23 protein-coding genes are annotated in these 25,667 nt (G+C 72.1%); 7 read left to right on the forward strand and 16 right to left on the reverse strand.

Going from position 1 to position 25,667, the window contains the following annotated elements; all coding sequences use genetic code 11:
* Window positions 1–73: 73 nt before the first annotated feature.
* Window positions 74–1,066, forward strand: coding sequence for a COX15/CtaA family protein (locus ABT345_RS00505; protein ID WP_345082859.1), 993 nt, complete (start codon window positions 74–76; stop codon window positions 1,064–1,066).
* Between the two features lie 95 nt (window positions 1,067–1,161).
* Here the strand turns inward: ABT345_RS00505 and ABT345_RS00510 are convergent, their stop codons facing one another.
* Together ABT345_RS00510 and ABT345_RS00515 are read right to left on the reverse strand one after the other, a co-directional pair.
* Window positions 1,162–1,539 (reverse strand): hypothetical protein, encoded by a 378-nt coding sequence (locus tag ABT345_RS00510; RefSeq protein ID WP_345082862.1) that lies wholly within the window; start codon window positions 1,537–1,539, stop codon window positions 1,162–1,164.
* A 118-nt stretch (window positions 1,540–1,657) separates the two neighbouring features.
* Entirely contained in the window at window positions 1,658–2,614 is a 957-nt protein-coding gene (locus ABT345_RS00515) for a heme o synthase (RefSeq protein WP_345082865.1), read from the reverse strand.
* 431 nt (window positions 2,615–3,045) lie between these two features.
* On the opposite strand from ABT345_RS00515, the gene tkt reads away from it, so the two are divergent.
* The 5 genes from tkt to pgl are packed head-to-tail and all read left to right on the forward strand — an operon-like array spanning window position 3,046 to window position 9,674.
* Window positions 3,046–5,133: a transketolase gene (gene tkt / locus ABT345_RS00520; RefSeq protein WP_345082867.1), complete on the forward strand. Its 2,088-nt coding sequence runs from the start codon at window positions 3,046–3,048 to the stop codon at window positions 5,131–5,133.
* Window positions 5,134–5,178: 45 nt separating this feature from the next.
* Window positions 5,179–6,297 (forward strand): transaldolase, encoded by a 1,119-nt coding sequence (gene tal, locus ABT345_RS00525; RefSeq protein ID WP_345082871.1) that lies wholly within the window; start codon window positions 5,179–5,181, stop codon window positions 6,295–6,297.
* A 4-nt stretch (window positions 6,298–6,301) separates the two neighbouring features.
* Window positions 6,302–7,834, forward strand: coding sequence for a glucose-6-phosphate dehydrogenase (gene zwf / locus ABT345_RS00530; protein WP_345082874.1), 1,533 nt, complete (start codon window positions 6,302–6,304; stop codon window positions 7,832–7,834).
* Complete coding sequence (gene opcA, locus ABT345_RS00535) at window positions 7,831–8,895, forward strand: glucose-6-phosphate dehydrogenase assembly protein OpcA (protein WP_345082877.1); 1,065 nt, start codon at window positions 7,831–7,833, stop codon at window positions 8,893–8,895. The genes zwf and opcA overlap by 4 nt, the downstream gene beginning before the upstream one ends.
* Entirely contained in the window at window positions 8,892–9,674 is a 783-nt protein-coding gene (gene pgl, locus ABT345_RS00540; protein ID WP_345082880.1) for a 6-phosphogluconolactonase, read from the forward strand. Before opcA ends, pgl begins: the two co-directional genes overlap by 4 nt.
* Window positions 9,675–9,776: 102 nt before the next feature.
* On the opposite strand, the gene pgi is transcribed toward pgl, so the two are convergent.
* From pgi to ABT345_RS00600, 12 genes are all read right to left on the reverse strand, one after another.
* Window positions 9,777–11,429: a glucose-6-phosphate isomerase gene (gene pgi / locus ABT345_RS00545; protein WP_345085022.1), complete on the reverse strand. Its 1,653-nt coding sequence runs from the start codon at window positions 11,427–11,429 to the stop codon at window positions 9,777–9,779.
* A 210-nt stretch (window positions 11,430–11,639) separates the two neighbouring features.
* A complete protein-coding gene (locus tag ABT345_RS00550) occupies window positions 11,640–11,975 on the reverse strand; it encodes an RNA polymerase-binding protein RbpA (RefSeq protein ID WP_078653942.1) in 336 nt (111 codons plus the stop codon).
* Between the two features lie 156 nt (window positions 11,976–12,131).
* Complete coding sequence (gene secG / locus ABT345_RS00555) at window positions 12,132–12,368, reverse strand: preprotein translocase subunit SecG (protein ID WP_345082886.1); 237 nt, start codon at window positions 12,366–12,368, stop codon at window positions 12,132–12,134.
* A gap of 158 nt (window positions 12,369–12,526) precedes the next feature.
* On the reverse strand, window positions 12,527–13,303 hold the full coding sequence (gene tpiA / locus ABT345_RS00560; protein ID WP_345082889.1) for a triose-phosphate isomerase: 777 nt from the start codon (window positions 13,301–13,303) through the stop codon (window positions 12,527–12,529).
* A 6-nt stretch (window positions 13,304–13,309) separates the two neighbouring features.
* Window positions 13,310–14,521: a phosphoglycerate kinase gene (locus tag ABT345_RS00565; protein WP_345082892.1), complete on the reverse strand. Its 1,212-nt coding sequence runs from the start codon at window positions 14,519–14,521 to the stop codon at window positions 13,310–13,312.
* Between the two features lie 140 nt (window positions 14,522–14,661).
* Window positions 14,662–15,666 (reverse strand): type I glyceraldehyde-3-phosphate dehydrogenase, encoded by a 1,005-nt coding sequence (gap, locus tag ABT345_RS00570; RefSeq protein WP_345082896.1) that lies wholly within the window; start codon window positions 15,664–15,666, stop codon window positions 14,662–14,664.
* A gap of 228 nt (window positions 15,667–15,894) precedes the next feature.
* On the reverse strand, window positions 15,895–16,884 hold the full coding sequence (gene whiA / locus ABT345_RS00575; RefSeq protein WP_030282946.1) for a DNA-binding protein WhiA: 990 nt from the start codon (window positions 16,882–16,884) through the stop codon (window positions 15,895–15,897).
* Entirely contained in the window at window positions 16,875–17,930 is a 1,056-nt protein-coding gene (locus ABT345_RS00580) for a gluconeogenesis factor YvcK family protein (protein WP_345082901.1), read from the reverse strand. The genes whiA and ABT345_RS00580 overlap by 10 nt, the downstream gene beginning before the upstream one ends.
* Window positions 17,927–18,889, reverse strand: a complete 963-nt coding sequence (gene rapZ, locus ABT345_RS00585) for an RNase adapter RapZ (protein WP_345082904.1) — start codon at window positions 18,887–18,889, stop codon at window positions 17,927–17,929. Before rapZ ends, ABT345_RS00580 begins: the two co-directional genes overlap by 4 nt.
* Window positions 18,886–20,970, reverse strand: coding sequence for an excinuclease ABC subunit UvrC (uvrC, locus tag ABT345_RS00590; RefSeq protein ID WP_345082907.1), 2,085 nt, complete (start codon window positions 20,968–20,970; stop codon window positions 18,886–18,888). Before uvrC ends, rapZ begins: the two co-directional genes overlap by 4 nt.
* A gap of 132 nt (window positions 20,971–21,102) precedes the next feature.
* Complete coding sequence (locus tag ABT345_RS00595; protein WP_345082910.1) at window positions 21,103–21,945, reverse strand: hypothetical protein; 843 nt, start codon at window positions 21,943–21,945, stop codon at window positions 21,103–21,105.
* 4 nt (window positions 21,946–21,949) lie between these two features.
* Window positions 21,950–22,579: a papain-like cysteine protease family protein gene (locus ABT345_RS00600; protein WP_345082913.1), complete on the reverse strand. Its 630-nt coding sequence runs from the start codon at window positions 22,577–22,579 to the stop codon at window positions 21,950–21,952.
* Window positions 22,580–22,816: 237 nt separating this feature from the next.
* Between ABT345_RS00600 and ABT345_RS00605 the strand changes: the two genes are divergently transcribed.
* Window positions 22,817–23,755: a hypothetical protein gene (locus tag ABT345_RS00605; protein ID WP_345082916.1), complete on the forward strand. Its 939-nt coding sequence runs from the start codon at window positions 22,817–22,819 to the stop codon at window positions 23,753–23,755.
* A 173-nt stretch (window positions 23,756–23,928) separates the two neighbouring features.
* Here the strand turns inward: ABT345_RS00605 and ABT345_RS00610 are convergent, their stop codons facing one another.
* A complete protein-coding gene (locus ABT345_RS00610) occupies window positions 23,929–24,336 on the reverse strand; it encodes a Rieske (2Fe-2S) protein (RefSeq protein WP_345082919.1) in 408 nt (135 codons plus the stop codon).
* Window positions 24,337–24,420: 84 nt separating this feature from the next.
* Window positions 24,421–25,428 carry a zinc-dependent alcohol dehydrogenase family protein gene (locus tag ABT345_RS00615; RefSeq protein WP_345082922.1) on the reverse strand — a complete coding sequence of 336 codons (1,008 nt, stop codon included), beginning with the start codon at window positions 25,426–25,428 and terminating at the stop codon, window positions 24,421–24,423.
* Between the last annotated feature and the right edge of the window lie 239 nt (window positions 25,429–25,667).

A 25,667-nucleotide genomic window follows, 5' to 3' on the forward strand; every position in this document is an offset into this window, starting at 1 on the left:
GCGCTACGCACCGTCTCGGGCGCCGTGCCCCCCTCGTGAAACTTTGCACAAGGCGGCGCCTACGATGTCCCCCGTGCCGAAAACGCTGAACCCCCTTGAGCTGATCGCCCGCAGCTGCCAGCCTTCCGCGCGCTTCGTGCGACGGGCCGCGCTGGCCACCGTCGTGATGGCCGTCATCATCGTCGTCACGGGCGGCGCGGTGCGGCTGTCCCAGTCCGGCCTGGGCTGCTCCACCTGGCCGCGCTGCACGCCGGACAGCCTGACGCCGACGGCGGCGATGGGCGTCAACGGCCTGATCGAGTTCGGCAACCGCATGCTGACGTATGTGCTCTGCGCGGTGGTCGGCCTGTTCATCATCGCCGCCCGGGCCCGCTCCCCGCGCCGCCGGTCGCTGACCCGGCTCGGCTGGGCGCAGTTCTGGATCGTGATGGGCAACGCCGTCGTCGGCGGCATCACCGTCCTGACCGGCCTCAACCCGTACATCGTCGCCTCGCACTTCCTGCTCGCGACCGCGCTGCTCACGGTGGCCGTGGTGACCTGGCGGCGGGCCTGCGAGGGGGACGAGGAGCCGCGGGACCTGGTCGCACGGCCGGTGCGCCAGCTGGCGTGGGTGCTGCTGGGCGCGACCGCCGCGCTGACGCTGGTCGGCACCCTCGTCACCGGCACCGGGCCGCACGCGGGCGACGCGCGGAAGGTGCACCGCATCCCGCTGGACTGGCAGGAGGTGACCCAGGCGCACGTCGACCTCGTCTACATCGTCGTCGGCCTGACGGTCGCCCTGTGGTTCACGCTGCGCGCGGTCAAGGCACCCGAGGCGCCCCGCCGGGCCGTCCGCGACCTCGTCGTCTTCCTGCTCCTCCAGGGCGTCGTCGGCTACGTCCAGTACTTCTTCGGGCTGCCGGAGCTGGTCGTCGGGCTGCACATGCTCGGCTCGACGCTGGTGTGGATCGCGGCGCTGCGGGTGGTGCTGGCGATGCGCGACCGCGGCCCGCTGCCGGAACTGCCGGAGCAGCCCAGCGGCGACGCCGAGGCGGTCCGGCCCGCCGAACCGGCCGCCGCCGGCTGACCGGCGCCCCCGGGGGCACCGCATACGAGAAGGAGCCCATCGGGCGCGTGCAGGTCACGCGCCTGATGGGCTCCTTCACGTGGGCCGCGGCGGGCTCAGCCGTTGGCCGGGCCGCCGACCTGGATTCCGGCCATCCGGGTCCACTCGTAGCGGCCGGTGCGCACCTTGGCGGCGAGGTCGCCGTCGAAGTCGTCCTGGAGGGCGATACCGGCCTGCCCGGCGCCCGCCCGGGCCTCCTGCTCGGAGTCGGCGACGAGGTTGCCCCACTCGCCGTCGGCGCCCACGAGGGCGACGCGGATCCGGCCGCGGCCGATGTGTGCCAGCTGCCCCTCGGCGCTGCCGCCGTGCGCGGCCGCGAAGGCCCGCATCTCCTTGGCGAGCCGCGCCGCGTGCCGCCCGGTCCGCTTCTCCGCCCGCGCGTCCGTCCGCTCCTCGGCCGCCGGCTGCTCGTCCGCCTGCTTGGTGTCTGCCATACCCCCGATGCTACCCACCGGTAGGCCTCTTGGGGAGGGCGCCCGCCCCTTGGCATCGGCCAACGCGAAGGCCCGCCCGGAGCGTGCCGGACGGGCCGTGGTGCGAGGACGTACGAGGTCAGCGGAGGAAGGGGTCCACCGCGACGGCGACGAAGAGGAGCGAGACGTACGTGATCGACCAGTGGAAGAGCCGCATCTCCTTGAGCTTCGCCCCGGTGATCCCGGCCTTGGCGCGGGCCTGGAGGCCGTGCGCCTCCCGCAGCCAGAACGCGCCGCAGGCCAGCGCGACCACGGTGTAGAACCAGCCGGTGTACCCCAGCGGCTGGAGCAGCAGCGACACCGCGACCATGACCCAGCTGTAGGCGACGATCTGCCGGGCGACGACCTTGTTGCCCGCGACCGCGGGGAGCATCGGGACGCCGACGCGCTCGTAGTCGTCCTTGACCTTCATCGACAGCGGCCAGTAGTGCGGCGGCGTCCAGAAGAAGATGACCAGGAAGAGGACGAGCGAGGCCCAGGAGACGGAGTTGGTCACCGAGGACCAGCCGATGAACACCGGCATACAGCCCGCGATGCCGCCCCAGACGATGTTCTGGCTGGTGCGCCGCTTGAGGATCATCGTGTAGACGACGACGTAGAAGAGGATCGCGCCCAGCGAGAGCATCGCCGACAGCGGGTTGACGAGGTACCAGAACCACACGGTGGAGCCGACGGCGAGCGCGGTCGCGAAGACCAGGCACTCCCGCGGCGAGACCATGCCCGTCACCAGCGGGCGCTGGGCGGTGCGGTCCATCAGCGCGTCGATGTCGCGGTCGATGTACATGTTGTACGCCGCGGCACCGCCCGCCGAGAGGTAGCCGCCGATACAGGTGGCGAGCACCAGCCACAGGTCCGGGACGCCGCCGGCGGCCAGGAACATCACCGGCACCGTCGTCATCAGCAGCAGCTCGATGACGCGCGGCTTGGTGAGCGCGATGAACGCCTTGAGTCGGGCACCGAACGGCCGGTGGCCGGGGTTCGGACTCCCGGGGCTCTGAGAGAGCGCCCCCGCAGGACGGGATTCGACGGCCGTCACGCACACCCCTGGAAGTAACATCAGCGGCTTTCGCCGCGGAGATAAGGCCAGCAAGCACATCCGGCCCTGGCGGCCGCGAGGCTTGCGCGTACCACGCCACTTTAGACGTTGGCCATACCGCGATCTTCGCGGGGGTCCGCTCGTGTTGGCTTCCCCGGCGGGCCCGCCGGGCGCCCGCCCCGCCGCCCCGCTCCCCTTTACAAGAGGCGAGGGCGGACCGCTCCCGTCAGTCTGGGGAAGAGGGGTCGCATCCCCCGCGTCCGGATTGCCGGAGAGAGCGCGCCGGTTGCCCGGGGCAACGCGCCCTTTGCCGGGCGGCGCGGCCGACTCCGCGTCGAAAAGACGGACGCACCGGCGGGGGTAGGCTCGACACCGCCTGGCGGACATACCGTCCGCGGCATTCGACATGTGGAGAGGAGCCCTGACTCAGGGTGAGCACCAAGCCGACCACCACAGACATCGAGTGGACCGAACTGGACCAGCGGGCCGTCGATACCGTCCGCGTCCTGGCCATGGATTCCGTGCAGAAGGTCGGAAACGGCCATCCTGGTACGGCCATGAGCCTGGCTCCGGCCGCCTACCTTCTCTTCCAGAAGCTGATGCGGCACGACCCGGCCGATGCGGAGTGGACCGGCCGCGACCGGTTCGTCCTCTCCGCCGGCCACTCCAGCCTGACCCTCTACATCCAGCTCTTCCTGGCCGGGTACGGCCTGGAGCTGGACGACCTGAAGGCGTTCCGCACCTGGGGCTCCAAGACCCCGGGCCACCCGGAGTACGGCCACACCACCGGCGTCGAGACCACCACCGGCCCGCTGGGCCAGGGTGTCGCCAACGCCGTCGGCATGGCGATGGCCGCCCGCTACGAGCGCGGTCTGTTCGACCCGGAGGCCCCCGCGGGCACCTCCCCGTTCGACCACACCATCTGGGTCATCGCCGGTGACGGCTGCCTCCAGGAGGGCATCTCCGCCGAGGCGTCCTCCCTCGCGGGCCACCAGAAGCTCGGCAACCTCGTCCTCCTCTGGGACGACAACCACATCTCGATCGAGGGCGACACCGAGACCGCGGTCTCCGAGGACACCCTCAAGCGCTACGAGGCGTACGGCTGGCACGTCCAGCGCGTCGAGCAGCTGCCCAACGGCGACCTGGACCCGGTCGGTCTGGCCCGCGCGCTGGAGGCGGCCAAGGCCGAGACCGAGCGTCCGTCGTTCATCGCGGCCCGCTCGATCATCGCCTGGCCGGCGCCGAACGCGCAGAACACCGAGGCCGCGCACGGCTCGGCCCTGGGCGCCGACGAGGTCGCCGCCACCAAGCGCGTGCTGGGCTTCGACCCCGAGCAGTCCTTCGAGGTCACGCCCGAGGTGCTGGCCCACACCCGGGAGGCGCTGGACCGCGGCCGCGACGCCCGCGCCGAGTGGGACAAGGCGTTCGCCGCCTGGCGGACCGCCAACCCGGAGCGCGCCGCCGAGTTCGACCGCATTTCCGCGGGCGAGCTGCCGGCCGGCTGGGAGGACCACCTCCCGGCGTTCGAGACCGGCAAGGCGGTCGCCACCCGCGCCGCCTCCGGCAAGGTGCTGGCCGCGCTGGGCGGTGTGCTGCCCGAGCTGTGGGGCGGCTCCGCCGACCTCGCCGGCTCGAACAACACCACCATCGACAAGACCTCGTCGTTCCTGCCGGCGGGCAACCCGCTGCCGGGCGCCGACCCGTACGGCCGCACGATCCACTACGGCATCCGCGAGCACTCCATGGCCGCGGAGATGAACGGCATCGCGCTGCACGGCAACACCCGCATCTACGGCGGCACCTTCCTGGTGTTCTCCGACTACATGCGCAACGCCGTCCGGCTCTCCGCGCTGATGCACCTGCCGGTGACGTACGTGTGGACGCACGACTCCATCGGTCTGGGCGAGGACGGCCCGACCCACCAGCCGGTCGAGCACCTGGCCTCGCTGCGCGCCATCCCGGGCCTGAACGTCGTGCGCCCGGCCGACGCCAACGAGACCGTCATCGCGTGGCGCGAGATCCTGAAGCGCTACACGAAGGAGTTCGGCGTGGGCGCCCCGCACGGCCTCGCGCTGACCCGTCAGGGCGTGCCGACGTACGAGGCGAACGACGACGCGGCCAAGGGCGGCTACGTCCTCTTCGACGCCGATGGCGGCGAACCGCAGGTCGTGCTGATCGGCACCGGTTCCGAGGTGCAGCTCGCCGTCGAGGCGCGTGAGCAGCTGCAGGCCGCGGGCGTGCCGACCCGCGTCGTGTCGATGCCCTGCGTCGAGTGGTTCGAGGAGCAGGACCGGGAGTACCGCGAGCGCGTGCTGCCGCCGTCCGTCAAGGCGCGGGTCGCCGTCGAGGCCGGTGTGGGCCTGACCTGGCACCGCTACGTCGGGGACGCCGGGCGCATCGTGTCGCTGGAGCACTTCGGCGCCTCGGCCGACGCGAAAGTCCTCTTCCGCGAGTTCGGCTTCACCGCCGACGCGGTGACCGCCGCCGCCCGGGAATCGCTGGAAGCCGCCGCGCGCTGACGCCGGTACACGAACCAGTAGGACTAGTAGGAGATGCAATCCCCCATGACAGACGCACTCAAGCGCCTCTCCGATGAAGGCGTCGCGATCTGGCTGGACGACCTGTCGCGCCAGCGCATCACGTCCGGCAACCTCGCCGAGCTGATCGACCAGCAGCACGTCGTCGGTGTGACCACCAACCCGTCGATCTTCCAGAAGGCGATCTCGGACGGCCACGGCTACGACCAGCAGGTCGCCGACCTCGCCGCGCGCAAGGTCACCGTCGAGGAAGCCATCCGCATGATCACGACGGCGGACGTCCGCGACGCCGCCGACATCCTGCGCCCGGTCTTCGACGCCACCGACGGCCAGGACGGCCGGGTCTCCATCGAGGTCGACCCGCGCCTGGCCCACCACACCACGCCCACCATCGCCGAGGCGAAGCAGCTGGCGTGGCTGGTGGACCGCCCCAACACCCTCATCAAGATCCCGGCCACCAAGGCGGGCCTGCCGGCGATCACCGAGGTCATCGCCAAGGGCATCAGCGTCAACGTCACGCTGATCTTCTCGCTGGAGCGCTACCGCGAGGTGATGGACGCCTACCTGACGGGCCTGGAGAAGGCGAAGGCCGCGGGCCTGGACCTCTCGCAGATCCACTCGGTGGCGTCGTTCTTCGTCTCCCGCGTCGACTCCGAGATCGACAAGCGGCTGGAGGCCCTCGGCACGGACGAGGCCAAGGCCCTCAAGGGCAAGGCCGCGCTGGCCAACGCCCGCCTGGCCTACGAGGCGTACGAAGAGGTCTTCTCCTCGGAGCGCTGGGCCGCCCTCGACAAGGCGCAGGCCAACAAGCAGCGTCCGCTGTGGGCCTCGACCGGCGTCAAGGACCCGGCCTACAAGGACACCCTCTACGTCGACGAGCTGGTCGCCCCGGGCACGGTCAACACCATGCCGGAGGCCACCCTCCAGGCGACCGGCGACCACGGCCAGATCACCGGCGACACCGTCCGCGGGACCTACGACCAGGCCCGTGCGGACCTCGCCGCCGTCGCGAAGCTCGGGATCTCGTACGACGAGGTCGTGCAGCTCCTGGAGGACGAGGGCGTGGAGAAGTTCGAGGCTTCCTGGAACGACCTGCTCAAGTCCACCGAGGCGGAGCTTGAGCGCCTCGCTCCTTCGGAGGGCTGACACCTTGACCGCAGTTCATGGAGCGAACCCGCTTCGTGACGCCGCGGACCGACGGCTCCCGCGTATCGCGGGGCCGTCGGGCCTGGTCATCTTCGGCGTCACGGGCGATTTGTCGCGTAAAAAGCTGATGCCGGCGGTGTACGACCTCGCCAACCGCGGCCTGCTCCCGCCGGGCTTCTCCCTCATCGGCTTCGCCCGCCGCGAATGGCAGGACGAAGACTTCGCGCAGGTGGTGCACGACGCCGTCAAGCAGCACTCGCGGACGCCGTTCCGCGAGGAGGTCTGGCAGCAGCTCATCCAGGGGATGCGCTTCGTCCAGGGCAACTTCGACGACGACGACGCGTTCGAGACGCTGAAGTCGACGATAGAGGAGCTGGACAAGGCGCAGGGCACGGGCGGCAACTTCGCCTTCTACCTGTCGGTGCCGCCCAAGTTCTTCCCCACGGTCGTCAAGCAGCTCAAGAACCACGGGCTCGCCGACCAGAAGGACGGCTCGTGGCGCCGCGCGGTCATCGAGAAGCCCTTCGGCCACGACCTCAAGAGCGCCCAGGAGCTGAACCAGGTCGTCCACGAGGTCTTCCCGCCCGAGGCGGTCTTCCGCATCGACCACTACCTCGGCAAGGAGACCGTCCAGAACATCCTGGCGCTCCGCTTCGCCAACACGATGTTCGAGCCGCTGTGGAACCGCTCGTACGTCGACCATGTGCAGATCACCATGGCCGAGGACATCGGCATCGGTGGCCGGGCCGGTTACTACGACGGCATCGGCGCGGCGCGTGACGTCATCCAGAACCACCTGCTCCAGCTGCTCGCGCTGACCGCCATGGAGGAGCCGTCCTCCTTCGACGCGGACGCGCTGGTCGCCGAGAAGACCAAGGTGCTGGGCGCCGTGCGGCTCCCCGCCGACCTCGGCAAGGAGACGGTGCGCGCGCAGTACACCGCCGGGTGGCAGGGCGGCGAGGAGGCCGTCGGCTACCTCCAGGAAGAGGGCATCGACCCCCAGTCGAAGACCGACACCTACGCCGCGATCAAGCTGGAGGTGGACAACCGCCGCTGGGCGGGCGTCCCCTTCTACCTGCGCACCGGCAAGCGGCTGGGCCGCCGGGTCACCGAGATCGCGCTGGTCTTCCAGCGGGCGCCGCACTCCCCCTTCGACCACACCGCCACGGAGGAGCTGGGCCAGAACGCCCTGGTCATCCGGGTGCAGCCGGACGAGGGCGTGACCGTGCGCTTCGGTTCGAAGGTCCCGGGCACCTCGATGGAGGTGCGGGACGTCTCCATGGACTTCGCGTACGGCGAGTCGTTCACGGAGTCGAGCCCCGAGGCGTACGAGCGGCTCATCCTCGATGTGCTGCTGGGCGACGCCAACCTCTTCCCGCGGCTGGAGGAGGTCGAGCAGTCCTGGCGCATCCTCGACCCGATCGAGGAGTACTGGGACCGCCACGGCAAGCCGGCGCAGTACCCGGCCGGCACCTGGGGCCCCACCGAGGCGGACGAAATGCTCGCACGAGACGGACGGAGCTGGCGCCGGCCATGAAGATCGACCTGTCGGAAACCACGGCCAGCAAGATCAACAAGGCGCTGGTGCAGGGCCGCCGCGCCGTCGGCACGCCCGCCGTCGGCATGGTGCTCACCCTCGTCATCGTCACCGACGAGGAGAACGCCTACGACGCGCTGAAGGCGGCCAACGAGGCGTCCCGCGAGCACCCCTCGCGGACCCTGGTCGTCATCAAGCGGGTCAGCCGCACCCCGCGCGACCGCGCCAAGGCCCGGCTGGATGCCGAGGTCCGGGTCGGCGCCGACGCCGGCACGGGTGAGACGGTCGTGCTGCGGCTGTACGGCGAGGCGATCGACCACGCCCAGTCGGTGGTGCTGCCGCTGCTGCTGCCGGATGCGCCGGTCGTCGTGTGGTGGGCGGTCAACGGCCCGCTGGACCCGGCGAAGGACCCGCTCGGCGCGCTCGCCCAGCGCCGGGTCACCGACGCCTACGCCTCCGAGCAGCCCATCCAGGAGCTGACCGACCGCGCCGCCACGTACACGCCCGGCGACACGGACCTGTCCTGGAGCCGCATCACGCCGTGGCGCTCGATGCTCGCGGCGGCGCTGGACCAGATGCCGTGCAAGATCACCTCCGCGGTGGTGGAGGGCGAGGAGTTCAACCCCAGCTGCGAGCTGCTGGGCATGTGGCTCGCCAGTCGGCTGGACGTCCCCGTCGAGCGCACGGTCTCGTCCGGTCCGGGCCTGACCGCGGTGCGGCTGGAGACGACCTGCGGGCCGATCGTGCTGGACCGGCCGGACGGTTCGCTGGCCACCCTGTCGATGCAGGGCCAGCCCGACCGCGCGGTGGCGCTCAAGCGGCGGGAGACCTCCGAGCTGCTCGCCGAGGAGCTGCGCCGCCTCGACCCCGACGACACCTTCGCCGCCGCGCTGAAATACGGCGTGAACCGGCTGGGCGAGGCGGCGCGGACGACCGCGCCGCAGACGCCCGCGAAGGACGGCGCCAAGGACGTCGAAGAGGCGGCGAAGCCCGCGAAGGACGACGAGGCGGCGAAGCCCGCGCCGAAGAAGTCCGCGGCGAAGAAGGCGGCCGCCAAGTGAGCGCACCGCAGGTCGTCGTCCACCGCGACAAGGAGCTGATGGCGCGGGCCGCGGCGGCCCGGCTGATCACGAAGATCGTGGACGCCCAGGCCGCCCGGGGCTCCGCCTCCGTGGTGCTGACCGGCGGACGCAACGGCAACGGGCTGCTCGCGGCCCTCGCCGAGGCGCCCGCCCGGGACGCCGTGGACTGGTCCCGGCTCGACCTGTGGTGGGGCGACGAACGGTTCCTGCCGGACGGCGACCCGGAGCGCAACGAGACGCAGGCCCGCGCGGCGCTGCTCGACTCCGTGCCGCTCGACCCGGCGCGGGTGCACGCCATGGCCCCGGCCGGCGGCCCGTACGGCAACGACGCAGATGCCGCGGCCGAGGCGTACGCCGCCGAACTGGCCGCCGCGGCGGGCCCGGAGGACCACGGCCCGGTGCCGTCGTTCGACGTCCTGCTGCTGGGCGTCGGCCCGGACACCCATGTCGCCTCGCTCTTCCCGGAGCTGCCGGGGGTGCGCGAGCGCGAGCTGACGGTGGTCGGGGTGCACGGCGCGCCGAAGCCGCCGCCCACCCGCGTCTCGCTGACGCTGCCGGCGATCCGTGCGGCGCGCGAGGTGTGGCTGCTGGCCGCCGGCGAGGACAAGGCGCAGGCCGCGGCCATGGCGCTGTCCGGTGCCGGGGAGATCCAGGCCCCGGCCGCCGGTGCCCGGGGCCGCAGCCGCACCCTGTGGCTGCTGGACGAGGCGGCCGCCTCCCAGCTGCCGCGCGATCTCTACCCGCCGGCCTCCGCCTGAGAGACGGCACGCACAAGGGCTCCCGCACCTCTTCTCGGTGCGGGAGCCCTTCGTCGTACGGCCGCGGGCGGGCGGCGCGGGTCGGCGCGCCGCCCGGGAGGCTCAGCGGCCGCGCAGCTCGCGGTAGGTGGCGACCAGGGCGGCCGTCGAGGCGTCCAGGCCCGGCACCTCGGCGCCGTCCGTGAGCGCCGGCTCGACCCGCTTGGCGAGGACCTTGCCCAGCTCCACGCCCCACTGGTCGAAGGAGTCGATGTTCCACACCGCGCCCTGGACGAACACCTTGTGCTCGTAGAGGGCGATCAGCTGGCCGAGGACGGACGGGGACAGCTCGGCGGCGAGGATGGTGGTGGTGGGGTGGTTGCCGCGGAAGGTCTTGTGCGGCACCAGCTCCTCGGCGACGCCCTCGGCGCGCACCTCGTCCGGCGTCTTGCCGAAGGCCAGCGCCTGGCCCTGGGCGAAGAGGTTGGCCATCAGCAGATCGTGCTGGGCGAAGAGGTGGGGCGCCAGATCCTCGACCGGGCGGGCGAAGCCGATCAGGTCCGCCGGGATCGTCTTCGTGCCCTGGTGGAGCAGCTGGTAGTAGGCGTGCTGGCCGTTGGTGCCGGGCGTGCCCCAGACGACCGGGCCGGTCTGCCAGTGCACCGGACGGCCCTCGCGGTCCACCGACTTGCCGTTCGACTCCATGTCGAGCTGCTGGAGGTAGGCGGTGAACTTCGACAGATAGTGGCTGTACGGCAGGACCGCGTGCGACTGGGCGTCGAAGAAGTTGCCGTACCAGATGCCGAGCAGGCCCAGCAGCAGCGGGGCGTTCTCCTCGGCGGGGGCGGTGCGGAAGTGCTCGTCGACGAGGTGGAACCCGGCCAGCATCTCCCGGAAGTGCTCCGGGCCGATGGCGATCATCAGCGACAGGCCGATCGCCGAGTCGTAGGAGTAGCGGCCGCCGACCCAGTCCCAGAACTCGAACATGTTGTCCGTGTCGATGCCGAACGCGGCGACCTTACCGGCGTTGGTGGAGACCGCCACGAAATGCTTGGCGACGGCCTCCGGGCCGGCGCCCAGACCGTCGAGCAGCCAGGCGCGGGCCGAGGTGGCGTTGGTGATCGTCTCGATGGTGGTGAAGGTCTTCGAGGCGATGACGAACAGCGTCTCGGCCGGGTCCAGATCGCGCAGCGCCTCGTGCAGATCCGCGCCGTCGACGTTGGAGACGAAGCGGAACTGCATGTCCCGGCGGGTGTAGGCGCGCAGCGCCTCGTACGCCATCGCCGGGCCGAGGTCGGAGCCGCCGATGCCGATGTTGACGACCGTCTTGATGCGGCGGCCGGTGTGGCCCGTCCAGTCGCCGGAGCGGACCCGGTCGGCGAAGGTCGCCATCTTGGTGAGGACGGCGTGGACGGCGGGGACGACGTTGTGGCCGTCGGCCTCGATCACCGCGGAGCCGGGGGCGCGCAGCGCGGTGTGCAGCACCGAGCGGTCCTCGGTGACGTTGATCTTCTCGCCGCGGAACATCGCGTCCCGCAGCTCGGCCACGCCCGTCGCCGCGGCCAGCTCGCGCAGGAGCAGCAGTGTCTCGTCGGTGATCAGATGCTTGGAGTAGTCGATGTGCAGGTCGCCCACCCGAAGGGTGTAGCGCCCGGCCCGCTCCGGCTCCTGCGCGAACAGATCGCGCAGCTGGGGATCGCCCAGCTGCGCGCGGTGTGCGCCCAGCGCCGTCCACTCAGGCATCTGATCGAGCCTGCTGCGGCCTTCTGCGTTCATCTCGGACATCAGCCTTCTTCGTCTCGTACCGGCCCCGCCGCCCTCCAATTTAGTTGGTCGGCGCGCGATATGAGGTGTCTGTCCACTGTCGGCACGCGGGCGGCGGTACGGCGCGCCTCGCTCGGCGCCGTATGGCTCCGGGAATGTCAACGGCCCGGCCGGGGAGGGATATTCCCTTCCCGGCCGGGCCGTTGACCAGGCGGTGCGGCGTCAGATCTCGCCGCGGAGCTTGGCCAGCGCCTCGGCGAGAATCGCCTCGCCGTCGGCGTCGCTGCGGCGCTCGCGCACATAGGCGAGGTGGGTCTTGTACGGCTCGGTGCGCGGCGGGTCGGGCGGGCTGTCGCGGTCCTTGCCCGCCGGGAAGCCACAGCGCTGGCAGTCCCACGTGTCAGGAACCTGCGCGTCACCGGCGAAGCTGGGCTGCGTCTCGTGCCCGTTGGCGCACCAGAAGGAGATCCGGGTACGCGGCGCGGACTCGCCGCGCTCGGCCTCCCCCATCGGCCCCGCCCCGACCCGGCTTCCTCGGATCGCGTTGCCACTTGCCACGGTCGTAACTCCCTGCGTAATGGTGCTGCACAGCATCGCGCGGCAGCTGCGCTGCGGGCGCTCCGGTCTATGAAAGGCCCAACGCGCGCCCCGCGGCGGGAGTTACCGCCCGCGTGAGGACGCCGCCCCATGATAGGCCGCGTCCCCGACGGTATGTCAGCTGCCGAGCTTCATCAGGACACCGAGCACGACGATGCAGGCGAACCACAGGAGACCCACGACGATGGTGATGCGGTCGAGGTTCCGCTCGGCGACGGAGGAGCCGCCGACGGAGGACTGCATACCGCCACCGAACATGTCGGACAGGCCGCCGCCCTTCCCCTTGTGCATGAGCACCAGCATCATCAGCAGCAGGCTGAAGACGATGAGGGCGATCGAGAACCCGATGACCACGGCTGGACCAACTCTCTAGGACTGACGGACGGTGTCGCGGGCGCCGGTACGGGCCGCCCCACCACCACGACGGGCGACATCGTGCGGGGCCGGACCGCGCGCTGAGCGCCGGACCGGCCCCGACAGGGTACGACGGGCCGGGCCCGTCGTCATAGCTGCTACTGGTCGCGGAAGCGGACGATCTTCACGAACTCCTCGGCGTCCAGCGCCGCGCCGCCGACCAGCGCGCCGTCGACGTCGGGCTGCGCCATGATCGCCGCGACGTTGCCGGACTTGACGGAACCGCCGTACTGGATGCGGACCTTGTCCGCCAGCTCCTGGCTGTACAGCTCGGCGAGGCGGCCGCGGATCGCCCCGCAGACCTCCTGCGCGTCCTCGGGCGTGGCGACCTCGCCGGTGCCGATGGCCCAGACGGGCTCGTAGGCGATCACGATGGACTCGGCCTGCTCGGCCGGGACGTCCTTGAGGGCGCCGTCGACCTGGGCGAGGGTGTGCGCGACCTGGTTTCCGGCCTTGCGGACGTCCAGGCCCTCACCGACGCAGAGGATCGGGGTGAGGCCGTGCTTGTACGCGGCCTTGACCTTGGCGTTGCAGATCTCCTCGTTCTCGCCGTGGTACTGGCGGCGCTCGCTGTGGCCGATCGCCACGTACGTGCACTTGAGCTTGGCGAGCATGGCGCCGGAGATCTCACCGGTGTAGGCGCCGGAGTCCTGCGCGGAGACGTCCTGGGCGCCGTACTTGATCTTCAGCTTGTCGCCGTCGACCAGGGTCTGCACCGAACGCAGGTCGGTGAAGGGCGGCAGGACCGCGACCTCGACGGCGTCGTAGTCCTTGTCGGTGAGCGCGAAGGCGAGCTTCTGGACGTGGGCGATGGCCTCGAGGTGGTTGAGGTTCATCTTCCAGTTGCCCGCCATCAGCGGGGTACGAGCAGTCACGGTGGTTCAGTCCTCCAGAGCGGCGAGGCCGGGGAGCGTCTTGCCTTCGAGGTATTCGAGGCTGGCGCCGCCGCCGGTCGAAATGTGGCCAAAAGCATTCTCGTCGAAGCCGAGCTGACGGACCGCGGCGGCGCTGTCGCCACCGCCGACGACCGTGAAGGCGGACGAGTCCAGCAGCCCCTGCGCGACGGCCTTGGTGCCGCCCGCGTAATCGGGGTGTTCGAAGACGCCCATCGGGCCGTTCCAGAAGATGGTGGCCGCGTCGGCGAGCTTCGAGGCGTACAGCTCACGGGTGCGGGGGCCGATGTCCAGGCCCTCCTTGTCGGCCGGGATGGCGTCCGCGGCGACGGTGTCCGGGTTGGCCGGAGCCTTGGTCTTCAGGTCGGGGAAGTCCGCGGAGACCAGCACGTCCACGGGGAGCACGAACTCCACGCCCTTGGCCGCGGCCCGCTTCAGGTACTCCTGGACGGCCGGGATCTGGTCCTTCTGCAGCAGCGAGATGCCGACCTCGTGGCCCTGGGCGGCGAGGAAGGTGTACGCCATGCCGCCGCCGATGAGGATGCGGTCGGCGCGCTCCAGCAGGTGGTCGATGACGCCGAGCTTGTCGGAGACCTTCGCGCCGCCGAGCACCACGGCGTAGGGGCGCTTGACGTCCTCGGTCAGCTTCTTGAGGACGGCGACCTCGGTGGCGATCAGGTCGCCCGCGGCGTGCGGGAGACGCGCCGGGAGGTCGTAGACGGAGGCGTGCTTGCGGTGCACGGCGCCGAAGCCGTCGCCGACGTAGAGGTCGGCCAGCTGCGCCAGCTGGTCGGCGAAGGCGCCGCGCTCGGCGTCGTCCTTGCTGGTCTCGCCGGGGTTGAAGCGGAGGTTCTCCAGCACGGCGACCTCGCCGTCGCCCAGTGCGGCGACGGTGTCGCGGGCACGGTCGCCGACCGTGTCGGTGGCGAAGGCGACATCGCGGCCCAGCAGCTCGCTGAGCCGGGCGGCGGCGGGGGCCAGCGAGAACGCCGGGTCCGGGGCGCCCTTGGGGCGGCCCAGGTGGGAGGCGACGATGACCTTGGCGCCGTTCTGGGCGAGCTTGGCGATCGTCGGCTGGACGGCGCGGATGCGGCCGTCGTCGGTGATGGTCGCGCCGTCGAGCGGCACGTTCAGGTCGGCGCGGACGAACACCCGCTTGCCCCCGACCCCGTCGGCGATGAGTTCGTCGATCGTCTTCATTGAGGAATGACTCCGTTGCATCAGATCAGCCATGGCTCGGGGCTCGTACGACGCGTCGTCGCGTCGTACGAGCCCCGACCGTACATCTCGGTGCGTGGGCGCCCGTGGCACGGGGCACCCGCCGGCTCAGCCGGTGGAGATCAGAGCTGACCGCCGACGAAGGTGGTCAGGTCCACCAGGCGGTTGGAGTAGCCCCACTCGTTGTCGTACCAGCCGATGACCTTGACGCTCTTGCCCTGGACCATGGTCAGGGAGGAGTCGAAGGTGCAGGACGCCGGCCAGTTGACGATGTCCGAGGAGACGAGCGCGTCCTCGGTGTACTCCACGATGCCCTTGAGCTGGCCCTCGGCCGCCTTCTGGAAGGCGCCGTTGACCTCGTCCTTGGTGACCTCGCGCTCCAGCTCGACGACGAGGTCGGTGACGGAGCCGGTGGGGACCGGCACGCGCATGGCGATGCCGTCCAGCTTGCCGGCCAGCTCCGGGATCACCAGCGCGGTGGCCTTGGCGGCACCGGTGGTGGTCGGGATGATGTTCTCCGCGGCGGCGCGGGCGCGGCGCAGGTCCTTGTGCGGGAAGTCGAGGATGCGCTGGTCGTTGGTGTAGGCGTGGACCGTCGTCATCATGCCCTTGACGATGCCGAAGTTCTCCAGGAGAACCTTGGCCATCGGCGCCACGCAGTTGGTGGTGCAGGAGGCGTTCGAGATGACGTCGTGCTTGGACGCGTCGTAGCGGTCCTGGTTGACGCCCATGACGATGGTGATGTCCTCGTCCTTGGCGGGCGCGGAGATCAGGACCTTCTTGGCACCGGCGGCGAGGTGCTTGGCGGCGTCGGCGCGCTTGGTGAAGATGCCGGTGGACTCGACGACGATGTCGGCGCCCAGCTCGGCCCACGGGAGGTTGGCGGGGTCGCGCTCCGCCATGGTCTTGAACGTCATGTTGCCGACGGTGATCGTGTCGTCGGTGTGGCTGACGTCCTGCTTGAGGCGGCCCAGGATGGTGTCGTACTTCAGCAGGTGGACCAGGGTGGCGTTGTCGGTCAGGTCGTTGACACCGACGATCTCGATGTCCGCGCCCTGCTCCAGGAGCGCGCGGAAGTAGTTGCGACCAATGCGGCCGAATCCGTTGATGCCTACGCGGATCGTCACGAAACCGATCTCCTCGTTGGTGCGCCGGCAGCGATACCGGCGAGCTGTATGGGATGTCCCCGACCGACTTCGACCCTACCCCCAATGCGAGACATACGTGACATTGACATCGGCCGCCACCGCACACTCACGACCGGACGCAAAACGCCCCCGGCATCACCTCGGACACCGGGGGCGCATCGCACCTGACCTGCAACGCAGCGGGATTTTGCGGGTTTTGTGACGGGGTCAGCCGACCATCCCGTCGGCCAGCTCCTCGGTGAGATTCGACTCGGTGCCGGGGATGCCGAGGTCCTGGGCGCGCTTGTCGGCCATCGCCAGCAGACGGCGGATCCGGCCGGCCACCGCGTCCTTGGTGAGCGGCGGGTCGGCGAGCGCGCCCAGCTCCTCCAGGGACGCCTGCTTGTGCTCCATCCGCAGCCGCCCGGCCGCCGCGAGGTGCTCGGGGACCTCCTCGCCGAGGATCTCCAGGGCCCGCTGGACCCGGGCGCCGGCGGCGACCGCGGCGCGGGCCGAGCGGCGGAGGTTGGCGTCGTCGAAGTTGGCGAGGCGGTTGGCGGTGGCCCGCACCTCGCGGCGCATCCGCCGCTCCTCCCAGGCCAGCACCGATTCGTGGGCGCCGAGCCGGGTCAGCAGGGCGCCGATCGCGTCGCCGTCGCGGACGACGACACGGTCCACGCCGCGCACCTCGCGCGCCTTGGCGCCGATGCCCAGCCGCCGGGCCGCCCCGACCAGGGCGAGCGCCGCCTCGGGGCCGGGGCAGGTGACCTCCAGCGACGAGGAGCGGCCCGGCTCGGTGAGCGAGCCGTGGGCGAGGAAGGCGCCGCGCCAGGCCGCCTCGGCGTCGCAGGTCGCGCCGGACACCACCTGCGGGGGCAGCCCGCGGATCGGGCGGCCGCGGCCGTCGACCAGGCCGGTCTGGCGGGCCAGCTGGTCACCGCCCGCCACCACCCGCACGACGTACCGGCTGCCGCGCCGGAGCCCGCCGGGGGCCATCACCACCAGGTCGGAGGAGTGGCCGAAGATCTCCAGGATGTCCTTGCGGAGCCGCCGGGCCGCGATGCCGGTGTCCAGCTCCGCCTCGATCACGATGCGCCCGCTCACCAGGTGCAGACCGCCCGCGAACCGCAGGATCGACGAGACCTCCGACTTCCGGCAGCAGGTCCGGGTGACGGGGAGCCGGGAGATTTCATCCTTCACCGCTGCCGTCATCGCCATGGGCCGATCCTTCCATGCATCCGAAAAATACGGTCGTACGCGGCGGCCAGCAGCTCGGGGTCGTGCCTGTCGGGGGCGCCGCCCGCCGGGCGGGCGGCGTCGCCCCGGGCGGCGACCGCGGCCAGCTCGACCTCGCTGCCGACGAGCTGCTTGGCGGCAGTCGTCAGGCCCTCGATGTCGGGCACGGCGTCCCGGTCGGCCAGCACCACGTCGAAGGCGAGTTTAGGGGCGTGTCGGGCCAAAACCTCCAAATGACGCTGCGGGGAGAAGCCATCGGTTTCGCCGGGTTGCGGTGCGAGGTTGAGCGAGAGGACCTTGCGCGCCTTGGTCTCCTCCAGCGCCTCGCGCAGCTCCGGCACCAGCAGATGCGGGATCACGGAGGAGAACCACGAGCCGGGACCGAGCACCACCCAGTCGGCGTCGCGGACCGCCGTGACCACCTCCGGGACGGCCGGCGGCGCCTCCGGCACGACATGGACGGACTGCACCTCACCGCGGGTGAGCGCGACGGTGGCCTGCCCGCGGACGGTCGTGATCTCCTCGGGCCGCGCCTCGTCGTGGCCGCGGACCTGGGCCTGCAGCTCCAGGGGGACCGCCGACATGGGCAGCACCCGGCCGTGCGCGCCGAGCAGCTTGCCGACCAGGTCGAGCGCCTGGACGTGATCGCCCAGCTGTTCCCACAGGGCGACGATGAGCAGATTGCCGACGGCGTGGTCGTGCAGCTCGCCGCCGCTCTGGAAGCGGTGCTGGATGACGCGCGCCCAGGTCTGGCCCCAGTCGTCGTCCCCGCACAGCGCGGCCAGCGCCTTGCGCAGATCGCCGGGGGGCAGCACGCCCAGCTCGTCGCGGAGGCGGCCGCTGGAGCCGCCGTCGTCGGCGACGGTGACGACGGCGGTCAGATCCCCGGTGATCCGGCGCAGCGCGGCCAGCGACGCGGAGAGCCCCATGCCGCCGCCGAGCGCCACCACCTTGGGTGTGCCCTTGTGCGGGCGGCCGCCGGGGACGAGCTTGCGGACCCGGCGCAGCCGCAGGGCGCGGCCGGTCACTCGCGCCCCATGTCGCGGTGGACGGTGACGGTTTCCACCCCTTCGCCCACGAGGCGGCGGGCGAGCTTCTCGGACATCGCGACGGAGCGGTGCTTGCCGCCCGTACAGCCGACGGCGATGGTGACGTAGCGCTTGCCCTCGCGGCGGTAGCCCTCGGCGACGATGCGGAGCAGGTCGGCGTAGCCGTCCAGGAACTCCTTGGTGCCGGGCTGGTCGAAGACGTAGTCGGAGACCTCTTCACTCAGACCGGTGAAGGGGCGCAGCTCGGGAACCCAGTGCGGGTTGGGGATGAAGCGGCAGTCGATGACCATGTCGGCGTCGACCGGCAGGCCGTACTTGAAGCCGAAGGACATGACCGTGGCGCGCAGCTCGGGCACCTCCTCGCCGGCGAACTGGGCGTCCATCTTGGCCCGCAGCTCGTGGACGTTGAGGCTGGAGGTGTCGATCACCAGGTCGGCGTCGCCGCGCAGCTCGCGCAGCAGGTCGCGTTCGGCGGCGATGCCGTCGACGATCCGGCCGTCGCCCTGGAGGGGGTGCGGGCGGCGCACCGATTCGAAGCGGCGCACCAGCGCCTCGTCGGAGGACTCCAGGAACACGATGCGGCGCTTGACGTTCCGGTCGTCGAGCGTGGCGAGGGATTCCTTGAGGTTGTCGAAGAAGCGGCGGCCGCGGACGTCGACGACGACGGCGATCTTGGCGACGTTCCCCTGCGAGCGGGCGCCGAGGTCGACCATCGGGGGGATCAGCTCGGGCGGAATGTTGTCGACGACGAACCAGCCGAGGTCCTCCAGGCATTTGGCCGCGGTGGAGCGGCCGGCGCCGGACATGCCGGAGATGATCACCAGCTCGGGGATGGCGGCGCTCTCTCCCTGGTCGGACTCGCGCATCGTGCCCGTACTCACCTGTGCACCGTCTTTCTCGGATGTCTCGGTTTCGTGCGTGTGGTGCGGTGTGCTCATGCGTCCCGCCCCCGCTCGGATGGCGACGCGGCCGGAGCGGCCCCGTCATCCTCAATGATCTCTCCTGTGGCGGTGTTCACCGCGGGCCCGGCGGGTGTCGCACCGGCCAGCGAGGCGAGCACCGACTCGGCGGTCTTCCGGCCGACGCCGGGGACCTCGCACAGCTCCTCCACCGTGGCCGCCCGGAGCTTCTTCAGCGAGCCGAAGTGCTTGAGCAGCGCCTGCCGGCGGCTCTCGCCCAGCCCGGCCACGGCGTCCAGCGGCGAGGACTTCAGCCGTTTGCCGCGCTTGGTGCGCTGGTAGCGGATGGCGAAGCGGTGAGCCTCGTCACGGACGCGCTGGAGGAGGTAGAGGCCCTCGCTGGAGCGCGGCAGGACGACCGGGTCGTCCTCCTCGGGCAGCCAGACCTCCTCCAGGCGCTTGGCCAGACCGCAGACGGCGACGTCGTCGATGCCCAGCTCGTCCAGGGCGCGGCGGGCGGCGGCGACCTGCGGGGCGCCGCCGTCGACGACGACGAGCTGCGGCGGGTAGGCGAACCGCTTGGGGCGGCCCTCCTCGTCCGTGGGGCGCCCGGCCATCGGGTCCGGCTCCGGGGACGCCGCCTCGGCGCGCTCGGCGGCGCCGGCCTCGCCGTCGCCCCCCTCGGGGGCGGCGGGCTCCTCCGTCCACTCCCCCGACCTCTGCTTCTCCTGGAGATAGCGCTTGAAGCGGCGGCCGATGACCTCGTGCATGGAGCGGACGTCGTCCTGGCCCTCGAAGCCCTTGATCTGGAAGCGGCGGTACTCGCTCTTGCGGGCGAGACCGTCCTCGAAGACCACCATGGACGCGACGACGTCCTCGCCCTGGAGGTGGGAGATGTCGAAGCACTCGATGCGCAGCGGCACCGCGTCCAGACCGAGGGCCTCGGCGATCTCCTCCAGGGCGCGGGAGCGGGTGGTCAGATCGGAGGCGCGCTTGGTCTTGTGGAGCGCCAGGGCCTGCTGGGCGTTGCGGCCGACGGTGGCCATCAGGTCCTTCTTGTCGCCGCGCTGCGGGATGCGCAGCGAGACCTGGGCGCCGCGCCGCTCGGAGAGCCACTGCTGAACGGGCTCGGCCGGCTCGGGCAGCGCCGGGACCAGCACCTCCTTGGGCACCGCGTCGCCGCGCTCCTCGCCGTAGAGCTGCTGGAGGGCGTGCTCGACGAGACCGGCGGTGGTGACGGCCTCGACCTTGTCGGTGACCCAGCCGCGCTGGCCGCGGACCCGGCCGCCGCGGACGTGGAAGATCTGGACGGCGGCCTCCAGTTCGTCCTCGGCGACGGCGATGAGGTCGGCGTCGGTGGCGTCGGCGAGGACGACGGCGCTCTTCTCCATGGCCCGCTTGAGGGCGCCTATGTCGTCCCGCAGCCGGGCGGCGCGCTCGTACTCCATCTCCTCGGCGGCGTCCTGCATCGCCCGCTCCAGGCGGCGGAGGTAGGCGCCGGTGCGGCCGGCCATGAAGTCGCAGAAGTCCTCGGCGAGTTCGCGGTGCTCCTCGGGGGAGATGCGGCCGACGCACGGCGCCGAGCACTTGCCGATGTAGCCGAGCAGACAGGGACGGCCGATCTGCGCGGAGCGCTTGAAGACGCCCGCGGAGCAGGTGCGGACGGGGAAGACGCGGAGCATCAGATCGACGGTCTCGCGGATGGCCCAGGCGTGGCCGTAGGGGCCGAAATAGCGCACGCCCTTCTTCTTGGCGCCGCGCATCACCTGGACGCGGGGGAACTCCTCATTGAGGGTGACCGCGAGGTACGGATAGCTCTTGTCGTCGCGGTACTTGACGTTGAAACGCGGGTCGAATTCCTTGATCCAGCTGTATTCGAGCTGAAGCGCCTCGACCTCGGTGGAGACGACGGTCCACTCCACGGAGGCGGCGGTGGTGACCATCGTGCGGGTACGGGGGTGGAGACCGGCCAGGTCCTGGAAGTAGTTGGCCAGGCGCTGGCGCAGGCTCTTGGCCTTGCCGACGTAGATGACACGGCCGTGCTCGTCGCGGAATTTATAGACCCCCGGCGAGTCGGGGATCTGTCCCGGCTTGGGTCGGTAGCTGCTGGGGTCTGCCATGACCACCACCCTACTGACCGCCACTGACAATCCGCGGGCTCGCGCGGGGCGGGGCCGACTCCCGACGGCAAGGCCCGGGCCCGGGGCGGCCCGCCCGCCGTGGGGAGACGGACGGCGGGCGGGCGGCCCGGTTCAGCGGCGGCGCAGGCGGCGGAGCGCGACGGTGCCGGTCAGGCCCAGGGCGACCAGCGCCGCGGCACCGGCGACGCCCCAGGCGGCGGCCACCGGGGCGCCGCCGTCGGCCGTGACCGCGGTGGCGGCGACGGGGCGCCCGGCGGGGCCCGCGGCCCGCTCCGCGCCGGGGCCGCCGTACCCGCCGGCCTCACCGCGCCGGTCGTAGGCGGAGCCGGGGAGCTTGTCGCCGTACGCCTTCGCGACCCGTTCCCGGTAGGCGGCGACGGTGGTGCCACCGGCGCCGACGGCCTTGCGCGCCTCCGCGTCGAGCGGCCTGACGCGGTCGCCCTGCTGGACGTACCAGGCGTTGATCTGCGGTTCGTGGAAGACGGTGCCGCCGGCGGCGAGGCGGGCCCCGGCGGCCGCGGCGCGGGTCTCGTCGTCGCCGGTGGCGATGTTGACGACCTTCCAGGAGCCGCCGCGGCGCACCGTCCACACCGAGGCGGTGCGGCCGTCGGAGGCGACGGCCCTGGTCGCGAGGGCCTCCAGCCGGGCCACCGGGGCGCCGGGCTTCTCGCGGACGAAGTCCGGGGACAGCCCGTAGACGGGGACGGTGCGGTCGTCGACGTGCGGGGCGGCCTGCGCCGGGGTCAGCGTCCCGTCGTGGGCGAAGAAGCGGGCGAGGGTGGCGAGCGTATCGGGCCCGGCGGCGGCGCGGTGGGCGGCGGCGACGCTCGCGCGGGGCGGTGCCTCGGGGGCCGCGGGGTGGCCTGCGGCCGAGGCGCTCTGGGCGGCGAGGCCGATGAGCGAGGTGGCGAGGGCGCCGGCTGCGGCGGCCCGGACGGCGGTGCGCCGTGTCATGGCCTCAGGCTCCTGTCCGGTAGAGGGAGTGGGTCCAGGAGAAGTCGTTTCCGTTGACGTAGTAGCCGTAATCACCCCAGTTGTAGCGGTTGTTGGAGGGCCAGGGATCGCCCCAGCGCACCCAGCCTCGGTCGGCGTCGTACCCGTAGAGGACGTGCATGTGGCCGCCGCCGGAGGCCCACTGGATGCGGGTCTCCACGGGGCGCCGGGCGTCGATCTCGCCGCGGACGGTGTCGTACGCGAGGTAGCCGCTGACGTACGAGCCGGGGTTGAGGCCCATCCAGGCGAAGGCGTTCTGGACGTTGCCCAAGGTGGCCTGGTCGTTGGGGCAGGCGGTGTTCTGGGGGCGCCCGAAGGCGGCGTTGCAGAACTGGTTCTGGGTGTAGGTGCGGCCGTACCAGGCGGCGATGGTGTTGCCGGAGCCGGCCCAGCACCAGTTGCTGTTCTCCTGGGCCTGCATGGCGATGTCCAGGCTGTTCGCGGTGGCGCGCGGGGCGGCCGGGTGCGCCGCGGCGGGCGCGGGGGGTGCGGCAGGCGCCGCGGTGGCGGAGGCGGCGGGCAGGACGGTCAGCGCGGCGGCGGCGAGCGCCGCGGCCGGCAGCCGTCTGCGGCGTACGGTGCGGGGACGGGGCATGGCGTTCCTCCCGAACGGGGCGGTGGGGTGCGGAGGAGCGCATCCGGATGCTGCGAAGGAGCATCGGGTGTTGTCGCAGGCAGGTCAACACGCTTCAATGCGGGGTGACATGGGGGTGTGGACGAACGGGCCCGGATGTGAACGTCCGGTGCCCGGCGTACTGCAGTGAGTTCACGGGCAGGGCGCGCGCCGTGCGATCCGGTAGTGAACGTTCACCCGCGCGCCGGAGGTTGAGAGATGGCACGGAACACTCCCGAGGCGGCCGAGCTGGCGCAATTGCTGAAGACCGGCCCCTTCCACCTGGCGTTGCGCAGCGCACTGAGCGTCCGCGGCCTGGCGCTCAACCGGGTGCAGCACAAGCTCGCCCAGCGCGGCATCAAGGTGGGGGTGACCAGCCTCAGCTACTGGCAGCAGGGTGCGCGGCGCCCGCAGCGCCCCGAGTCGCTCCGGGCGGTGCGGGCGCTGGAGGAGGTGCTGGAGCTGCCGGAGCGGTCGCTGCACCGGCTGCTGGTGCCGGAGGGCGGCGCCCGGCCGGACGGCGACCGGCCGTCGGCGCGCTCGTACCGGACGCTGGTGGAGCCCGCAGACGCGCTCCACCAGCTCTTCACCGAGCTGGAGACACCAGCCGACGACGGGCTGCACACCGTGGGCCACCACGAGCGGGTGCGCATCGGCGCCGGGCGGGAGCTGAGCGCCCGCGAATCGGTCCAGGTGGTCCGGGCGCACCGGGACGGCGTGGACCGCTATGTGGCCATCCACCGCGGCGACGTGGGCTGCGATCCGTCCCGGGTGACGGTCCGGGCGGCGGAGAACTGCCGGCTGGGGCGGGTGCGCGGCGACGCCGAGGCCGGGGTGGTGGTCGCGGAGCTGCTGTTCGACACCCGGCTGCGCGCCGGGGACACCTACGTCTTCGGCTACGCCTTCGAGGACGGCACCGGCGGCCCCAGCGCCGAGTACTTCCGCGGCTTCCGCTTCGCCGGCGGGCAGTACGTCCTCCAGGTGCGCTTCGACGAGACGGCGCTCCCGGTGCGGTGCCGCCGCTTCACCCAGTCGTCGGCGGGCGCCCCGCGCGGCGGCCGCCAGGAGCTGACGCTGAGCGGCCGCCACCGCGCCGTGCACCTGGTGGAGCAGGGCGTACGGCCCGGGATCGTGGGGATCGTGTGGGACTGGGGGTGAGCCGGGGCGGGGCCGCCGAGGCGCCGGGTCCGGTGTGCCGGGACGCGTCGTGGGCCGCGTCCGGCGGGGCGTGAGCGGCGAGGCCGTGCGCCCCTGACAGCCGGGGCACCCGGCGGTCGGGCCGCGCGCCCCCGACCCGGGACCGTGCGCCCCGGCCGCCGGGTGCCCCGGTCTCAGCCGGCGATCAGCTTGCCGCCCTTGTTCTTGATCGGGACCTCCGGCAGCGGCTCGGTGGCCGGTCCCTGGAGCACCTCTCCGCTGGTGACGTCGAAGCGGCTGCCGTGGCAGGAGCAGTCGCCCTCCTCCTTCGTCACCGTGGAGAGCACGCATCCGGCGTGGGTACAGACGGCTCCGAAGCACTTGAACGTGCCCTTGGAGGGCTGCGAGACGACCAGCCGGTCCTCGCGGTAGAGCTTCGCGCCGCCCACCGGGACGTCGGCGGCGGCCCCCAGCTCGACGGGCTCGGTGGGCACGCCGTTGTCCTTCTTGGCGGCGCCGGAGCACGCCGCCACCCCGAAGCCCGCGGCGCCCACCAGCGCGGCGCCACGCAGGACGGTTCGGCGGGCGGGTGGCTGGCTCATGGCTGCTCCAGAGGGGTCACGGGGTCGGCGTCTGCCGGATCCCGACCATACCGGCAGCCCCGCGCCGCCTCCCGCCCGGCCGTGTCAGGCGGCCCCGGGCGCCAACTGGATCTTGCGGCAGGTGCCCGCGCGGAAGCGGCGTACCGCCTCGGCGGCGTCGTCGAGCGGCAGGACGTCGCTGACCAGCGGGTCGAGGTCCAGCCCGGCGGCCAGCACGTCGATGGCCGGCTGGAAGCTGTGGTGGACCGCCATCGAGCCGAGGATGTCGATCTCGTGGTGGTAGACGCGGTACGGCGAGAACGACGCGGTGCGGGCCGGGTCGGCCACGCCGAACTGGAGGAACGTGCCGCCGCGCCGCACCCGGCCGAGGCCGTCCTCGATGGCCGCGACGACCCCGGTGGCGTCGATCACCACCTCGAAACCGGGCACCCGCCCCAGGGCGCCCGCGTCGGTCACGGCCGCGTCGACGCCGAACGACTCGGCGAAGGCCAGCCGGTCCGCGTTGAGGTCCACCACCGACACCGAGGCGGCGCCGGCGGTCCGGACGAGCGCGGCCATCATCAGGCCCATCGTCCCGGCGCCGTAGATCAGATAGTGCTCCCCGGGGCGGCGGGGCAGCCGGCTCAGGCCGTGAACCGCGCAGGACAGCGGTTCGACGAGCCCGGCGGCGGCCGCCGAGAGCCCGTCGGGCAGGACGTAGGCGCAGCTCGCGGGGACGGCCACCAGTTCGGCGAAGCCGCCGTCGCGGGTGACGCCGACCGCGCGGTAGTCGGCGCAGAGGTTGCCGCGGCCGATCCGGCAGTAATGGCAGGTGCCGCACGGCATGTTGGGATCCACCGCGACCCGGGTGCCGACGGCCGGGGCGGTCACCCCCTCACCCAACGCGACGATCTCGCCGGTCAGTTCGTGCCCGGGGATCAACGGATAGCGCGCGGCGGGCAGTTCCCCGTCGAGTAGATGCATGTCCGTACCGCACAGCCCGCAGGACGCGACGCGCACCAGCACCTCACCGGCCCCCGGACGGGGATCGGGCACCTCGGTGACGACGAAGCCGTCGGGGGTGCCCGGTTCGGTGACCACAAGAGCGCGCATCGGCGCCTCCTCACGACGTCGTGCGGGTTCGATGCCGGGAAGGTAGCCCGCGCGTAAACGCTTGCGCAAGCGTTTACGCGCACGGGCGGGACGGCTACGGTGGGCGGGCGCGCGGTCCCGTTCCGGTGGCCGCCCGCCCTGGATTCCGCGGCGTACGCCCGGGGGGTCCGCGGCACCCGGCGACGGGCGGCCCTCGCCGAGCGGCCGGTTCCGGGGCCGGAGCCCGTACGGGCCGTCCC

The organism is Streptomyces sp. NPDC000404 (genome assembly GCF_040300365.1).
Taxonomy (GTDB): domain Bacteria; phylum Actinomycetota; class Actinomycetes; order Streptomycetales; family Streptomycetaceae; genus Streptomyces; species Streptomyces ramulosus.

Coding starts and splice junctions, on each gene's coding strand:
- ABT345_RS00605 (WP_345082916.1), top strand. CDS start 22,817: ATGGCACGGAACACTCCCGAGGCGGCCGAGCTGGCGCAATTGCTGAAG.
- rapZ (WP_345082904.1), bottom strand. CDS start 18,889: ATGAGCACACCGCACCACACGCACGAAACCGAGACATCCGAGAAAGAC.
- ABT345_RS00615 (WP_345082922.1), bottom strand. CDS start 25,428: ATGCGCGCTCTTGTGGTCACCGAACCGGGCACCCCCGACGGCTTCGTC.
- ABT345_RS00565 (WP_345082892.1), bottom strand. CDS start 14,521: ATGAAGACGATCGACGAACTCATCGCCGACGGGGTCGGGGGCAAGCGG.
- pgi (WP_345085022.1), bottom strand. CDS start 11,429: ATGAACGCAGAAGGCCGCAGCAGGCTCGATCAGATGCCTGAGTGGACG.
- opcA (WP_345082877.1), top strand. CDS start 7,831: ATGAAGATCGACCTGTCGGAAACCACGGCCAGCAAGATCAACAAGGCG.
- ABT345_RS00610 (WP_345082919.1), bottom strand. CDS start 24,336: ATGAGCCAGCCACCCGCCCGCCGAACCGTCCTGCGTGGCGCCGCGCTG.
- ABT345_RS00600 (WP_345082913.1), bottom strand. CDS start 22,579: ATGCCCCGTCCCCGCACCGTACGCCGCAGACGGCTGCCGGCCGCGGCG.
- uvrC (WP_345082907.1), bottom strand. CDS start 20,970: ATGGCAGACCCCAGCAGCTACCGACCCAAGCCGGGACAGATCCCCGAC.
- ABT345_RS00595 (WP_345082910.1), bottom strand. CDS start 21,945: ATGACACGGCGCACCGCCGTCCGGGCCGCCGCAGCCGGCGCCCTCGCC.
- ABT345_RS00510 (WP_345082862.1), bottom strand. CDS start 1,539: ATGGCAGACACCAAGCAGGCGGACGAGCAGCCGGCGGCCGAGGAGCGG.
- tal (WP_345082871.1), top strand. CDS start 5,179: ATGACAGACGCACTCAAGCGCCTCTCCGATGAAGGCGTCGCGATCTGG.
- whiA (WP_030282946.1), bottom strand. CDS start 16,884: ATGGCGATGACGGCAGCGGTGAAGGATGAAATCTCCCGGCTCCCCGTC.